At 42.5% G+C, this 15,528-nt stretch carries 10 protein-coding genes and 1 pseudogene; 2 read left to right on the forward strand and 9 right to left on the reverse strand.

Translation table 11 applies throughout. The features are described from left to right. Positions 1-26: 26 nt before the first annotated feature. From QL229_RS04430 to QL229_RS04450, 5 genes and pseudogenes are all read right to left on the reverse strand, one after another. Positions 27-1,028 (reverse strand): annotated as a pseudogene (locus QL229_RS04430) (branched-chain amino acid aminotransferase); the annotation flags it as partial. Between the two features lie 177 nt (positions 1,029-1,205). After that, positions 1,206-1,994 carry an SDR family oxidoreductase gene (locus QL229_RS04435; protein WP_138557155.1) on the reverse strand — a complete coding sequence of 263 codons (789 nt, stop codon included), beginning with the start codon at positions 1,992-1,994 and terminating at the stop codon, positions 1,206-1,208. Between the two features lie 21 nt (positions 1,995-2,015). After that, the gene (locus QL229_RS04440) at positions 2,016-2,519 is read right to left on the reverse strand and encodes an Mpo1-like protein (RefSeq protein WP_138557154.1); all 504 of its coding nucleotides are present in this window, start codon (positions 2,517-2,519) and stop codon (positions 2,016-2,018) included. Between the two features lie 105 nt (positions 2,520-2,624). Beyond that, positions 2,625-3,029 carry a hypothetical protein gene (locus tag QL229_RS04445; RefSeq protein WP_138557153.1) on the reverse strand — a complete coding sequence of 135 codons (405 nt, stop codon included), beginning with the start codon at positions 3,027-3,029 and terminating at the stop codon, positions 2,625-2,627. A gap of 54 nt (positions 3,030-3,083) precedes the next feature. After that, entirely contained in the window at positions 3,084-3,776 is a 693-nt protein-coding gene (locus QL229_RS04450) for a Crp/Fnr family transcriptional regulator (RefSeq protein WP_138557152.1), read from the reverse strand. A 285-nt stretch (positions 3,777-4,061) separates the two neighbouring features. Between QL229_RS04450 and QL229_RS04455 the strand changes: the two genes are divergently transcribed. Together QL229_RS04455 and QL229_RS04460 are read left to right on the forward strand one after the other, a co-directional pair. Beyond that, positions 4,062-5,351 (forward strand): amidohydrolase, encoded by a 1,290-nt coding sequence (locus QL229_RS04455; RefSeq protein ID WP_138557150.1) that lies wholly within the window; start codon positions 4,062-4,064, stop codon positions 5,349-5,351. 116 nt (positions 5,352-5,467) lie between these two features. Beyond that, complete coding sequence (locus tag QL229_RS04460; RefSeq protein WP_138557149.1) at positions 5,468-6,097, forward strand: trimeric intracellular cation channel family protein; 630 nt, start codon at positions 5,468-5,470, stop codon at positions 6,095-6,097. On the opposite strand, the gene QL229_RS04465 is transcribed toward QL229_RS04460, so the two are convergent. From QL229_RS04465 to recC, 4 genes are read right to left on the reverse strand one after another with little or no spacing between them, the layout of a single operon-like run. Next, entirely contained in the window at positions 6,094-6,549 is a 456-nt protein-coding gene (locus QL229_RS04465) for a GNAT family N-acetyltransferase (RefSeq protein WP_138557148.1), read from the reverse strand. The genes QL229_RS04460 and QL229_RS04465 overlap by 4 nt on opposite strands. Further along, positions 6,536-8,620 carry an exodeoxyribonuclease V subunit alpha gene (recD, locus tag QL229_RS04470; protein WP_235382476.1) on the reverse strand — a complete coding sequence of 695 codons (2,085 nt, stop codon included), beginning with the start codon at positions 8,618-8,620 and terminating at the stop codon, positions 6,536-6,538. The genes QL229_RS04465 and recD overlap by 14 nt, the downstream gene beginning before the upstream one ends. Continuing rightward, positions 8,617-12,192, reverse strand: coding sequence for an exodeoxyribonuclease V subunit beta (gene recB / locus QL229_RS04475; RefSeq protein ID WP_138557147.1), 3,576 nt, complete (start codon positions 12,190-12,192; stop codon positions 8,617-8,619). Before recB ends, recD begins: the two co-directional genes overlap by 4 nt. Beyond that, positions 12,179-15,523 (reverse strand): exodeoxyribonuclease V subunit gamma, encoded by a 3,345-nt coding sequence (recC, locus tag QL229_RS04480; protein ID WP_281546504.1) that lies wholly within the window; start codon positions 15,521-15,523, stop codon positions 12,179-12,181. Before recC ends, recB begins: the two co-directional genes overlap by 14 nt. Between the last annotated feature and the right edge of the window lie 5 nt (positions 15,524-15,528).

Raw genomic sequence — 15,528 nt, forward strand, 5'->3', positions numbered from 1 at the left:
CGCAATAGTAAACACTGTTTGCGTAATTATACTTTTGTTAACCAGCCATGAGTATCTGCTGATTTGCCCCATTGAATATCATTCAATGCTTGGCGTAATTTAGCGACTTTTTCACCTGATTCACCCGACCCTACTTTAAACTCTTGGTCGTTATGAATAAGCGTGCCAACCGACGTCAGTACCGCAGCGGTACCCGATAAGGCAGCTTCAGTACCCGGCTTAGCAGCTCTTTCAAGTAGCTCAGACACAGTAAAGTTACGCTCAGATACGGTCATACCTAAATCTTTCGCAATAGTTAAAATACTATTACGGGTCACACCGTGTAAGAATGTGCTATCAAGTGCTTTTGTGATGATTTCATCACCATCAATTAGAATAAAGTTCGCAGCACCGGTTTCTTGCACATCGCCACCTGGGCAGAATAAAATTTGGTCAGCTTGATGCTCAGAGCGAGCTTGTAAGATTGGACCTAATGCACTTGCATAGTTACCACCACTTTTAACCATACCCATGTGAGGTGCACAGCGCATGCCGTCTTCTTCAAGTAATACACGCAGTGCTGTAGCACCACCTGCAAAGTAATCACCCACTGGCGAGAGTAATACATAAAGCAAGGAACTCATTGACGGCGCAGCGGCTTTACCAATTGCGGCTTCTGTACCAATGTGAGTTGGGCGAATATACATAGACCCCGGCGGTGCTGGTGTTTCGTCTGCATACTCTTTAACAATGTCTTTGATCATTTGCTCAAGCATGCTTTCGTCAAAGTCAGGTAAGTTTAGTAACTTAGAGCTTTGCTTCATACGAGCAATGTTAGCATCCATACGAAAGATATAGACCGAGCCATCTTCGTGACGAAACGCTTTTAATCCTTCAAAACAGGTGCTTGAGTAATGTAATACGTGTGCACCCGCATGTAATTCGATTTTATCAGATGGGACCAGCGCGCTTTCACTCCATGAGTTATCAGCAAAACGTGCTTGGATCATTTGTGGCATAAATACAGTACCAAATGCGGCCATTGTTGTTCTCTCTTGTTTGGACTACTTTTGCCCCATTGTATGCTAATCCATCCCTGTTTAACCATAGCAAACTAGTGCCTTTTCTCGATAAAAACGATAAAAAAACGTTCGCCTCGTATAAAAAACGCGCAACTCATGTGCGCATTGTTTAATGATAATTATTTATAAGCTTACTAAGCGAAATTACCTGTAGTTCATTTTTGCTGTGAGGCGATTAAAAAAGCCCGGGAAAAAACGCTTTATAGTCGGTGCTAAACCACTTATTCCTTCACCAATAACAACTTCATCTTTCTCGGCTTCAATGGCTTTAATCATTTTTGCAGCCGCTTTTGCCACATCCATGCCGTTTTCGATTGATTCTTCGGGTTTATTTTGTGGCTTACCTTGGCCATCTAGCGAGTTATGGGCAATTGCAGTTTTAATTGAACCTGGGCAAATAGTTAAACATTTTATATTTTTGTCGGCTAACTCTGCTCTTAAGCAATCCATAAAACCCACTACCGCGTATTTAGAACCCGAATAACCTGTTCTGAACTTTGAACCGACTTTACCCGCTACACTGCTAATTGAAACGACCATGCCCATACCCTGTTCAACCATTTGCGGTACTACCGCTTTGGTTAAAGCTATTAAACCAAAGTAGTTCACTTCCATCAGTTGGCGATAAACCGTAAATTCATTCTCTAAAAATAAACTACGCTGCGACACCCCACCGTTATTGATAAGCACATCAATGCGGCCAATTCGCTCAATCACTGCGGGCATATCTTCAAGTAAGGCTTCGGGTTTTGCCAAATCTAGGGCAACTACATGATGATTGCCACCGAGCCTTGTATTTAGAGCGTTGAGTTTTTCTTCATTACGAGCAGACAATATCAGCACTGCGCCCTTTGCAGCTAATTGCTCACAAAGTGCTTCACCAATTCCAGAAGATGCCCCAGTTACCCAAACTGTTTTACCATTTAATTGCATATGTGTTCCTTTTTATTGTTGTTATGCTTTGTTAGGGCCTGCATGTTGTTCGATATGTTCAGCAATATCTTTATAAAAACCAAGCAGAATCAATAACTCAGCTAATACAAATAAAGGCCCTATTACTAAACCAATTAAATCATCAACAAAGGCAGGCTTTTTACCTTCAAAATAATGGCCAATAAACTGAAATACCCAACCTACAACAAAACTACCAATACTTACCGCTAGCCATAATTCCACGTCAAGTGACACCACGGGCTCAGCGGCAATGCTCAACAAACTTAAGCATACAGCCATAATTAACCCCATTGATAAACTTAGCATCAAGTAATAAAGACAGCTAAGTACAATCACCACGGTTGCCAAGGAGATAACAGCAGGCTCTGAAATAAGCGTGACTCGTTGCAATAAACAAATAATCGCAAATACAATTAATGGGATGCCAATAAAATGGGTGTAAATATTACGTTTAGAGCGGTGATAGAGAGCGTAATTTGTTAGTTGTTGTTTTAATGTTTTCATTATTTTTCCTGCCAAAACTGTGTTCAAAACTCAGATTAGCAGAAAATTCACCGTCAAGAATGTCAACTAACCGACATTTCAAAATGGCTATATTAAACTTACGCATCAAACCAACGCATCGATGACCTTGCCTTTTTCAGCTTCTGGCTGCATATCCATGCGTTCGCGTCCTTTTTGATATTCTTCATCAAGCATTCCTTGCAGTTCATTCATTTTTTCTTGCAGTGCTTTGGTGTCGGCACCTTGTTGCTGCATTTGATCGGCAAGCTTTTCTATTTGCGCTTTTATTTCATCAATTTTCTCTTTATCAACCCCGAGTCGCTGATAAACCAAGGCTTCTTGCGCTTGTGCTAAAAAAGAACTGGGCTCAGACTGCTTTTGTAAAAGTTGCTGTGCTGAAGATGCAGGCGTATGCATGGCCTTCACATCATCGAGGCGAGTTGTTTGCGACAGCTTAGCAGCAGCCGAAGCGTGATAAGGGTTATATTGATTATGAAATGTTATTGCCACAAGTTGTCTTCCGTTTAAGCTGGATTACAACTTTGTAGCAATTTTAGTTCCAAACTAGCATTGAGATTGTAATTTTTCGATGTCAATTACTTCAATCGATTGATATTTAAGATTAATAATTGAATCAGCTTGTAGGGATTGTAATATTTGATTAATGGTTTGCCGTGTTAAATAGGTCATATCGGCAAGTTGTTGCTGGGTAAGCGGCAAACAGCTTTGGAGTGACGACTGATAAAGCATGCATAACCGCTTACTCACCTTTTGCTTGGCCGTGAGGAGTGCGTGATCTTCTAATGAGTCAAACAGGCTTCGCACTTTATCGGTAAGCAGCAGCCCGAAATCATGCCAATAAGCGGGATGCTCTTGTAATAACTGAGTTAATGCCCGCTCAGGCACGTGTAGTAGCCGTACCGCAGTTTGTGCATACACATCGTGGGTGCGTTGACCGCCATCAAACAAAGCAACCTCACCGAACCACATCGCACTGGTTACAAAACTAAGCACCGCTTCTTTGCCTTGGCTATTAACCCCAGAAACTCTAAGCACGCCATTAATAACACAATACAGACCGGTATTTTCATCACCACGCAAAAACAATGCATCACCTGCCTTTAAGGTGATTAATTTAGCATGTTTAACTAGCTTGTCTTTAAATAATTGTGTGCGATTTTTAAACCATTTGTCTTGGTTAATTACCGAAAGGTCTTGTTCATTCAAGTGGTTATACTTTACATTGATGTAGTGCATATATCCAAGCCATCTCAAAATGCAGAATTCAGCGTTTCACAGGTGCTTAATATCAAGGCGTTACTTTGCAAGAATGGCATTCCCTTTTAAGAAGTAACAACGATGAGAGTAAGTGCCTGTGAAGCGCCCAAAGGGTTGGTTTAAAAGCGATTTATACTGCGTTAATGGTTTTAACAATAGAACATCTATTACTTCTAATCAATGCCTTACCTAAATCGCTTTTAATTCCAACTGAAACTAGTATTTTGAGATTGTTTGGATATCTAAATAATAAAAGGATACGGGATGTTAAACAAACTACTTTCGACCAGCCTACTTCTCAGTGCGATTTCGACCCCTGCATTTGCTAGTGATATTAATACTGAACTTAAGTCTGCCAATAAAAGCGTCAGCGAAAAGGTCATTAAATGGCGCCGTCATTTACACCAATATCCAGAGCTTAGTAACCGTGAGTTTGAAACAGCCAAATACGTAGCTAAGCATTTACGTTCGTTAGGCCTTGAGGTTCAAACAGGTGTGGCTCATACCGGTGTGGTTGCCAAACTTAAAGGGGGCAAAAAAGGTCCGCTTATTGCGCTGCGTGCTGATATGGATGCACTACCTGTAAAAGAGCAAGTAGACTTACCTTTCGCGTCAACGCAAACAACAGAGTACAAAGGTAATACCGTTGGCGTAATGCATGCCTGTGGTCATGATAACCATGTGGCTATTTTAATGGCAGCAGCTGAGTCTTTAGTAAAAATTAAAGACCAATTAGCGGGTGATATTCTGTTTGTCTTCCAACCTGCTGAAGAAGGTGCTCCTGATGGCGAAGAAGGTGGTGCTGAGCTGATGCTTAAAGAAGGCTTATTTAAAGAAAAGCCAGAAGCCGTATTTGGTTTACACGTAACCAGCTCACTTAATACCGGACAAATTGGTTTTCGTGAAGGGCCGCTAATGGCCAGCGCCGACAAGTTTACAATCACAGTAAAAGGCCGCCAAACTCACGGCTCACGCCCTTGGAATGGGGTTGACCCAATTGTGGCGTCATCACAAATCATTATGGCAACACAAACCATCGCTTCACGCCAAGTTGATGTGACCAAAGCGCCATCGGTAGTTTCATTTGGTGCCATTAATGGCGGTGTGCGTAACAACATCATCCCTGATCAAGTTGAAATGGTTGGCACAATCCGTACCTTTGACCAAGAAATGCGTGCTGACATTAAAAAACGTTTAGCTAAAACCGCTGAGATGGTAGCTGAATCAGGTGGCGCAGAAGCACATGTTCACATTGATCATGGTTACCCAGTAACAGTGAACAATGTTGAATTAACCAAGAAAATGACACCAACTCTTGCTGGTGTGGTTGGCAAAGAAAACCTGATCACAACGCCACTTATCACAGGTGCCGAAGACTTTAGTTACTACGCCTTAGAAACACCAGGCATGTTCTTTTTCTTAGGTGTTACACCAAAAGGTCAAGATGCAGTTACAGCACCTAGTAACCATTCACCACACTTTTTTGCAGACGAAAAAGCTTTACAGCTTGGCGTAAATGCAATGACGCAATTAGTGGTTGATTACCTAAAATAATAATAATTTTCTTACCGGCGGGTGACATCACTACCCGCCCTATTTTCTTAGCTGTTCAGCATCAATAAAGTTCATTTTGCTAGGGTTTAGTTACTATAAACAGGTAAGGAAGCCCCATGACATCAGAATACTTTCATTTTTTAAGCATTATCGGTGTAGCGTTTTTTGCTATTTCTGGCACCTTGCTGGGCCATGAAAAAAGTGTCGGTGGTTTTGGTGTGGTGGTTGTTGCCACAGTCACAGCTCTGGGTGGTGGCACACTTCGAGACATATTGCTCAACAAACCAGTATTTTGGATAGCCCAGCCCGATTATTTGTACGCAACTTACATTGCCATATTCGCCTCTATTTTATCTATTCGTCACTTACCCGATTTAAGTAACACCACCATGTTATTAATGGATGCCGTAGGGATGGCTATTTTCAACATTATTGGTATCGAAAAGGCTCTGATTGGCGGCGCAGATATGGTTGTAGCCATCACCATGGGTATGACCACAGGTATTTTTGGTGGCCTGATGCGTGATGTGATCTGCCGAGAAGTGCCTTTAGTAATGGGCGAAGAACTTTATTCAACCGCTTGCTTATCTGGCGGGTTAACTTACGCGGCTTTATTCACCCTAGAGGTGAGTTATATTTGGTGCATTCTTGGCGCATTTGCTTTGACGGTATGTTTAAGATTAGGCGCCATACACTTTGGTTGGCAACCTAACCTGTTTCGTAAAAGCAGCTTTAAACGCTCTTAGCAAGTCATATAAATACAGCCATCGAGTGGCATGTCCGCTGGATACTGGGTTTGTATAAAACCCAGTTTTTCATAGGCTGTTTTAGCAAGGGTATTATGGCTATACACAAACAACGACAAACTATCGCAGTTCAATTGCTGTTTGCCCTGCTCTCCTAGTAAATTTATCAACACTTTTGCTAGACCTTTACCACGTTCACTTGGCGCGATAACTAGCCGCCCTAAATGGCAACGACCTTCACGTAAATAATATTGCCCAAACCCTAACATGCGGCCTTCGTCATTAATCAACGCGAAGGAATTCAGCGCATCTAGGTTTAAATCTTTTCTAAAGCTTTGCGTATCAAATGGATAACTAAAAAATGGCCCAGACCAAATACGCAGTTCAGCCTCTGAGTTAAACCAACCCATTAAATCGTTGAGTTGGTCACTCGTTACTTTAACTAGCTTCATGTTTTAACCTATCGTATAAACCTGAAGCACGAGTAACAGATTTATTCATTGCCATGAGCAATACATTTTTATCGGCCACCAACTCAAATGTGGTTTTCGCGCGGGTGATCCCCGTGTAAACCAATTGTCTGTTAATGCCCTGATTAGCCTGTTTTATTGGCGGTAAAATCATTGCTGTGTAAGCAAATTCAGAGCCTTGCGACTTATGAATTGTCATGGCATACACTTTATCGTGAGCAGGTAAACGTGCGGGCGAAAAGGCACGAATATTTTCTTGTTCATCAACAAACATGGCTTTTAACTGACCTTGCTCATCGTGCATTAAAATACCGATGTCGCCATTAAACAGTTTTAGCTGGTAGTCGTTTTGGCTGATCATAATTGGCATACCCACGTAATGCCTTTGATATGGCGAGATTAAACCTTGTTGAGCCAGTGCTTTTTCAATACGTTGATTAAGACTATTTACACCGTAATCACCCTCTCTGACGGCTGCCAGTAACTGATAATGCGCAAATGCTTTATGCACACTGGCAACACTTGCCCCTTGCTGTATAAGTTGCAAATAATCGTGGTATTGCAACGCCGCTTGTTGCACAAATTGCTCAATCGGTTTACTAATTACGCTGTAATTAAGTTTAAGGTCTTTAAAGCCACCTTGATTAATCGTTTGCTCTACATAGCCCAGTAAGCCTGTGTTATTGGTATTTACAGCTTGTGCTAATTGACCAATGCCGCTGCTGCCATCAAAACGATAACTTTGCTGTAAAAACGCAATACAATCGTTAAGTACAAAATGACTGCTCGCCGCAGGTATCTCGCTCTGATTATTAAAACAAACGCGATTAAGCTGCGCTGCTCTTTCACTGCTGTAATCTGGCATTTTGCCAAGCTCTAAGCCTTGGCAGAGGTCGCTAAGAATACTGCCCGTATCAACCGAGGCTAATTGGTCTTTATCACCCAGTAAAATAAGCCTTGCATGGCTCGGTAATGCCTCGATGAGTTTTGCCATAAGTGACAAATCAACCATCGATGCTTCATCAATGATCAGTACATCTAAATGCAGTGGGTTACGCTTATTATGGCGAAACTTATTGGTATGCGGAATAACGCCCAGTAAACGGTGAATCGTTTGTGCGCTCTCAGGGATAAGCGGCGCGATATTATCAGGGATCATACTAAGCTTTTGCTTTGCCCCTAAAATCGACTCGGTTAAACGAGCTGCCGCTTTACCTGTCGGTGCAACCAGCTTTATTGTTAGCGGTGCACTGGCATACAAGGATTGTAATATGGCCAGTAGCTTAGTTACCGTGGTGGTTTTACCGGTACCCGGGCCACCGGTGATCACACTAAAACCTTTTGTTGCAGCAATCGCACAGGCTACTTTTTGCCAGTTTAATGTTTTAATAGGATCGCTTGGGTAGGGTGTATGTTCACTGCTAGGAAAATACACCTCAAGTAATGCCGTTAATGCGGCTTCATCAAGTGTGAGCTCTTTCGTTGCTAAATGATGTAAACGCGATGCCAGAGTGGTTTCGTATTCTGCCAAGCGGGCAAAGTAAAGTTTATTCGCAAACAATAGCAGTGGCTTGTCGTCCCCGACACACTCAGCATTCATTAGTTTATTAACAGCCTCAGTAAGGCCAAATTCTGCCGCAAACGGGGTTAAAACATCAGGGGCTGCGATGCTGGCATCAGCTAAGCTTTGCTGTTTAATTTCAAACGGATTTTGCCAGTTTATATTCGCGAGCTCTAAACAGCTGTGCTGACTTTGCTGCGCTGCCGCAAGCAATAAAATCAGGTAAAAAACCTCACTGTGCGCTGCATCGTTATTCTCTATCAACGATTGTGAACCTGCTACTGTTTCTGTGCCAGTCAATAGCTCAGCGAGTTTAACATCAACCAAGCAAATACGTTTTGCCTCCAGCAAATAACTCAGTAAAGGCTGCGTTTTAAGTTCTGTGGCAGGTAACACTGAGTTACTCTCAGTATGTTGTACTGGCTGCTGTGGTTGCTTATTCACTGGCTCGTTTGGCTCATGGTCATCAAAGCCGAATGTCATTTGACTCATAGCATAGCTCCTTGTGCGAATAGGCTATCAAGCTCAGTTATTTGCTGTTTTGTTAGCTGATTAAAATACACCCCTTGCCCTTCGCTCATACCACGTAAGAAGGTGTAGTAAACACCGCCTAAATGCGTGTCGCTATCGTAATCTTGAATACGTTGTTTTAATAAACGGTGCAGTGCTACGGTATAAATTAAATACTGCAAATGATACTGATGACTGGTCATGGCTTGTTCTAGTTGCTCATGTTGGTAATCAGCCGCACTGTTGCCTAAAAAGTTCGATTTATAATCAAGAATATAATACTTACCCTGCCAGCAAAATATTAAATCTATAAAGCCTTTTAGTAAGCCTTGTACCTCACTAAAGTCGAGCTGCCCAGGTAAGTTAAAATGTTTTACCAACACTTGGTTAAGCTTATCGCTTGAGAGCGATAACAGCGGTAAATTAAATTCCATTTCGACCAAACAGGTATCAGGCTCAAGTACTGATAAACTAAGCCCTTTATCGTTCAATGGGCAATTCAGCGCAGCAAGGATCCACTGCTCGGTCATTTCCAGCCAGCTATCATCAATATGGTATTTTTCGAATAACTTTTTGATCACTTTATCAAGTGCATGGTCATCTTGTTCGCTGGCCGGACGCTTTAACGCATAAGGGTCGGTAAAGTCTAATTGCTCAAAAATTTCATGCAAACAACTACCCGGCTTAGCCCCTTTAGGGAAGCTGTAAGGAGTTAAAGCATTGGCATTTTGGGCTAAAAATTCATCTTTTTCGTGGTCTTCATCACTGCGACCAAGCTCAATATGGTCAGTATGCTTTTTAAGAGTCAAGCTACTAAAACTGGTTGAGCGCCAATCACGCTGAATGTCTGCTTTTACAGTATTAACTTGATAGGCTTGCTCACTGTCAGCTCCAGCAAATGTTAACTTTTCAAGCTCATCGGCTTGGCTAAACGCCTCATAGTGCATGTGCGCAGAGTCTTCACAAAATTGTTGTAATAAGGCACGCCATTCATCGCCCGATTTGATCTCTAACCCTGCAAATAATACATGGCCAATGCTGGTACTTTGAATACCAGGGCGAGCACTACGACCTTGCGAAATGTTATACATACCCACAGAACAAAAATGCACGGCACGGGTCAGCGCCACATAAAGTAAGCGTAAATCTTCAGCTAAGCGCTCTTGCTCTGCTTTTTGCATTGCCTCGTCACTTTTAGCAAGGTCATAAATCAGCTTACCGTCTTTATGATAAAGGGCTTCTTTGCTTTCGCGATAGCCACAGGCAAACGGCATGAATACAATCGGGTACTCTAAGCCTTTTGAGGCGTGCATGGTGACAATTTTCACCAAATTAGCATCGCTTTCTAGGCGAACTTGCACCGCTTCACCATCTTGTTGACTAACTTTTTGTGCAAACCAACGCAGCAATCTGTGTGTGCCCTCAAGCTCAATTTGCTTTTGCTGTAAGATTTCCCCTAAATGGCGGAAATCGGTAAGCCAGCGTTCAACGTTGTAACCTAAGCCTTGCCAACGCGCTGCGAGCTGGTTATGGCTTAATAAACGCTCAAGCATCGCCATAGCGCCTTGTTTATGCCAAATATGAGCAAGCTGAGCAAAAAAGTTTAAATGTTCTTGCCACGCACTTTCATTTTCGTGAAGCTGATAAATGCGGTTGTAGCTTAAGCAAAACAATGGCCCAGCAAGTACACCGCGCAGTAATGATTCATCATACTGTCCATGCAATGCCGTTAAAAAGTTCAGTAAATGATGACTAAGCTCTTGGTTAAAAACACTATCTCGCGATAAATACACACTGGCAATGGCGGCTTCTGCCAGTGCGGTTTTCATCAACTGTGCTTCATTTCGGTCACGCACTAACACACAGATATCAGCGGCAGTAAGAGGTTTTCCTGCAATGGTTGCAGCGCCTGCATCAGCTTGCTTGAGTAGCTCAGTGATTTTTTTCGTATATTGCAAAGCCAATGCCTGTTGAGCCACCCCTTTGCTGGTTGGCTTGTTGTTAGCTTCGGCGTACTCATCAACAAAAACCGAAAATTCAAATGCACTTGGCATTTCACCGTTTATTAAAAACGCTTTGTCTTGCTGTTTTCCCTTCGCATTAACCTTTTGAAATGGGATTGCGTCGTTATAAATAAAGCTATTGTCATTTTTAGCAAATAAGCGGTTTACGCTATCAACAACCCCTTCACTTGAGCGGTAATTGGTATCTAGGGTGTATTGCTTGTCTTTTTCAACGGCTTGTTTTGCGCCAATATAAGTAAAAATATCTGCACCACGGAAACCATAAATAGCCTGTTTTGGATCACCTATCATGGCAAGGGTGGTGTTTTTAATGCCATAAATACGGCTAAAAATGCCATATTGAACTGGGTCGGTATCTTGGAATTCGTCAATCATGGCAACCGGAAACAAGGCGGCAATTTTTTCACTTAATGCTTGGCCTTGCTCACTTAAAAGCGCCTTATGCAAGTTACTCAGTAAGTCATCAGGGGTGATCACGCCTTGTTCTTGCTTACGTTTGACTAATGCATTTGCCACCCATTTAGCTGCGTATTGCACTATCGCAATATTCAATCCGTTATTGATAAGGCTACTAAGTTGCGCCATTTCATCAAACTGAGCCAGCATTTCGTGACTGAGTAAGCTACCGTTTTTCTTATAATTTGCAGGGTCGCTTAAATTCTCTGTGCTCCACACTTCAAACGAGTATTTACTGGTACCAAATACAAAAAACAACTCGTCATTGTTTAAGTATTCTTCAAGCGCTGCAAGGCTGTTTTTTCGCCCTGGGGTTTTTGAGCCACTTAAATCAGACGCTTTTACAGCATTAATAAACTCACTCTCACGACACGCCGTTTTAAATGCCGGTACTTTTGCCACAAAGCTGTCGCGTGCTTGCCATATATCGTCAAGGTCATACTCGGGGGTGATTGTTGCCCCTTGTTTATTGAGTAAACTCACCACCTGTGAATACAGTGATGCAGGGACTGGGAAAATATCGGTAATTGCTTGCGTGCGCTCTTTTGATTGTGGGTAAACAAAAGCACGCCAAAAGTCATTAAGGGTTTCTTGAATAAGCTCACGCTCATCTAAAATAAACTCTAAGTTAAACGCCACCCCTGATTCAAAAGCATGTTGTTTCAGCATTCGCTGACAAAAGCCATGAATGGTGAATATAGCGGCTTCATCCATCGACTTTGCCGCAGCGTCTAGCAAATCAAATGCGGCGTGTTTGTCAGTTACCTCGTCAATTACTTGCTCAATCAGCTCATCATCGGGCTCTTTGCCAAGCAGAGCATCTCTGGCATTGATTATACGCGCCCGCACACGGTCTTTAATTTCTTGGGTGGCGGCCTCAGTGAAGGTCACCACTAGGATTTGCTCAACACTAAGCGGCGTATTTAATTGTTGATCTTCCCCGGTCGCTTTTTGTAAGCCCAACAAATACCGTAAATACAAACCTGTGATTGTATAGGTTTTACCTGTACCGGCACTGGCTTCAATAAGGCTTTGCCCACACAGCGCCATACTCATTGGATTAAGCGTTTGCATGATCTGCCTCCTGAGCTAATTCAACGAGTGGCGATAACAGCAGCTCGCTCCATTTTATAAACTCTTCTTCACAGTCTTTAAGGCTCTTTATGGTTAAACGAATATACGGATTTTCACCCTCACCCATGCCTATGTATTGCGGCGCGAATTTATTGTTTGCTTTAACCATGTCTTTGTCTGTTTTTATGTACTCGTAGCCACTGACAGGGAAAAACGCCACTGGGCGAGTTAAAAGCGTTTCATAAAGCGAGAACCAATCGTTTAAATACTTGCGGGCATCGTTTTCTGACAAGGGTGAAAAACTAATTTGCTTGTCTAAGCCAAGAATAAGGGTTTCAACAGGCTGACCCATTATTTGCGCCGCTAAATGATGCACAAAGCCACGAATAACATCTTTTGCTTTAATACTGGCGGTGCGATAAAACACCTGTTTTTGACCATAAATATGATTTAACCAACCTTCTAGTGTGGTATTGGCAATTTTAATATTTACTTCAACGGGTAATGCTTCATCACCTTGAATATGCGCTTTTACTTGCCCTGCAAGCGCATCAACTCGGTGCTGCATACTTTCAAATACAAGATCGCCAACATGGGCTTGAGGTAACTCACCGCGCTGCATTATTTGCGCTTGGTTCAGAGGAATTTCTTGAATGCTGGCTTCGAGAATTTCGTCTAGGTAAAAGTAGCGTCGTAATGCGTCTAAACTAAATGGCTCTTCATCTTTAGCTATATCGTTAAATTGCGGTAAGCGTAAACCCAAACTTTGCTGATAAAAGCTCTCTTGCGGCTGGCAAATACTACGAATAAACTGAGTTAACTCAACACTGCTTTCTGGCTGAACACTAAGCGCTTGCTGAGGTTCAGGGTTAACAGCTTGAGTTGGCATCCACACTGGGTTATAGCTGTGTAATTGTGTGGCTAGTGGTTTGTTTGCTTTTTGCTCGTCATCAGTTTGGCTTTTATTACCTTCTTTGTTAGTGGTCAGATAATAAGCTGGGTTAAATGGCTGTAAATGCTGATAATTAATTAGCGCCTCTGGTAGCTCTAAGTGAGTGTCTTTGTCAGCAAATTCAAAACTACGGGCTATATATTCCAACAGCTCGCTCACTAAAGTTGAGGGAATTCTTGGTTGGTTATCAAAGCAAGAACGGCCAATATAACTGATGTATAGATTCTCACGGGCACTTAAAATCGCTTCTAAAAACAGGTAACGGTCATCAAGTTTGCGAGAGCGGTCGCCTTTTTGGCGTTTTGAGTAAGGAACTAAGTCAAAACCGATTGGCTGAACGGTACGCGGGTAATCTGCATCATTTAAACCTAGCATGCACACCACTTTAAATGGCACCGCACGCATTGGCATCAACGTACAAAAGTTAACTTGGCCCACTAAAAAGCGCTGCCCTACGCCTTTTTCTTGAATACCTTGTTTAACCAAGTAACTCACAATACGCTGCGAAACAGCTTGTTGGTAATCGCCATTATCATAATGCTTAATCAGTGTATCGAGCACTTTTTGCAGTACTAATAAATCCCAGCTTTGCTCGCCTTCATCACTGTACACAGCGCTTAATAATTCTTTTAGAATTGCTGCTTTTTCGTTAAGCGGTGCATCAGCTTGCAGCTTGGCTTTATAACGGGCCAGTACATCAATAAATTCAATGAGTTTATTTAAGGTATTCAGTGCCATACCTTCAACTTCATCGGCACTGTAAATCCCCGAAAACGGCAGTTGTTCATCCCGTTGTGCAACACCTAATAACAAACGGTTTAAGCCATGTTGCCAGGTATTTAAATCTATTGCGGGTAAGCCAAAACTGTCTTTGTGAGCGGCATCTAAGCCCCATTTAACGCCAACGCGTTCAAGCCAAAAACCTATTTGCTCATACTCATGAGCTTCGAGGTTAAATTTTTCGGCAATTTGCGTGACTTGCAGTAAATCAAGGATGTCAGACACACCAAAGCGTGAATAAGGTAAATCGGCTAAACTAGCAAACGAGCTAAGCACGGGCTTTTCTTGCTCTATGGCTAAATCGGCTAACGCATAAGGAATAAAGCGTCGTCCTTCGGCACCACCAAACACCGCCTCAATGTACGGGCTGTATGTGCCAACATCTGGCATCATTACAATAATATCTTTGGGTGTTAGCGCTTTATTTTCATTGAATAGATTGAGCAAGTAATCATGTAGTCTTTCTACTTCACGAAGTGGCGTGTGGCAATCACTCAGCACAATACTGGTGTCATCTGCCTGAATTGGCAGTTTGCCCTCATCATTAATAAACCATTCTTTATCAGGCGTAAGTGATTCGCCCTTAAAGGCTAATTGGTAAATTTCAGACTGAATTTGCGATAGCAAGCTTTGATCAAAATCGTTATCGAATCCGTCAAGCCACTGCGCATCCAGTTGTAGTAACTGCTCAAAATAGTCTCGGCCTAATTTACCCCACGACGAGAGTAGCGGATTACCAATAAAAAAGTACTCGTGATCAGGGTTTTTAGCGCTGTCTTCAAGTGCTTGTAACTGAGGGCGTTTGGCATATTTAGCAGCAATTTTGGCTGCTGTTTTTTCATCCAGTGTGTCGCCCCAGTAATGCTCACTGGGGTTGAAGAAAAACAAAAATACCTGCGTTTTTTTCGCAATGGCCTGAAACACTTCAAGCTGGCTGCTCGCAATTGCAGAAATACCAAATAAACTAATACGCTCAGGTAATAGGCTTGCGTCCATTTTTTCAAGGGCTGCAAGGAGTTTGTCTTGCATGTTGGCGCGGTGATATTGGCTTTGCCCAAGTTCTTTACTGTGCGCCACCAGCTTGCGCCAAAGATCTGGCTGCCATGGCGCAATGCCCACATCAACATCATCAAGCTCATCAATGCCCTGCTCCCAAGTGGTAATCCAATTGGGGCGATACATTAAGTATTGGTCATAAACGTCGGCAATTTTCTCGCACAAGGCAAAGGTTTTTTGCCCCTCACTGTCACCATCTAAATAGGTTTTCAGTGGTAAATACAGCGGCTCATCAATGCAGTTTGGTAAAATCGCAAACAGCTTCCAAGCAAGGTTAGCTTTGTTATACGGTGATTCACTGGGTACATCTGGCAATAATTGTTGGTAAAGCTGCCATATAAAACTCGAAGGCAGCGGAAAGTCGACCTGAGCTGCAATCCCTAAGTGTTCACTTAAACCTATTTTTAGCCACTGCGACATACCCGGTGACTGCACAAGCACAATTTCTTTTTTAAAGGGGCTCGTTAATGGATTAACTTTAAGAAGAGCGTGAAACCGCGCTTGCAGTGCTTCCATGCGATTTGATTGAATTATATTCAGCACTTTAC

Source organism: Pseudoalteromonas sp. PAR1 (genome assembly GCF_947311895.1).
In the GTDB taxonomy this organism is placed as follows: Bacteria; Pseudomonadota; Gammaproteobacteria; order Enterobacterales; family Alteromonadaceae; genus Pseudoalteromonas; species Pseudoalteromonas lipolytica_C.

Excerpts from the sequence above, each read along its gene's own strand:
- QL229_RS04435 (WP_138557155.1), bottom strand. The coding sequence starts at position 1,994 with ATGCAATTAAATGGTAAAACAGTTTGGGTAACTGGGGCATCTTCTGGA.
- QL229_RS04450 (WP_138557152.1), bottom strand. The coding sequence starts at position 3,776 with ATGCACTACATCAATGTAAAGTATAACCACTTGAATGAACAAGACCTT.
- QL229_RS04460 (WP_138557149.1), top strand. The coding sequence starts at position 5,468 with ATGACATCAGAATACTTTCATTTTTTAAGCATTATCGGTGTAGCGTTT.
- QL229_RS04440 (WP_138557154.1), bottom strand. The coding sequence starts at position 2,519 with ATGAAAACATTAAAACAACAACTAACAAATTACGCTCTCTATCACCGC.
- QL229_RS04455 (WP_138557150.1), top strand. The coding sequence starts at position 4,062 with ATGTTAAACAAACTACTTTCGACCAGCCTACTTCTCAGTGCGATTTCG.
- QL229_RS04465 (WP_138557148.1), bottom strand. The coding sequence starts at position 6,549 with ATGAAGCTAGTTAAAGTAACGAGTGACCAACTCAACGATTTAATGGGT.
- recD (WP_235382476.1), bottom strand. The coding sequence starts at position 8,620 with ATGAGTCAAATGACATTCGGCTTTGATGACCATGAGCCAAACGAGCCA.
- recB (WP_138557147.1), bottom strand. The coding sequence starts at position 12,192 with ATGCAAACGCTTAATCCAATGAGTATGGCGCTGTGTGGGCAAAGCCTT.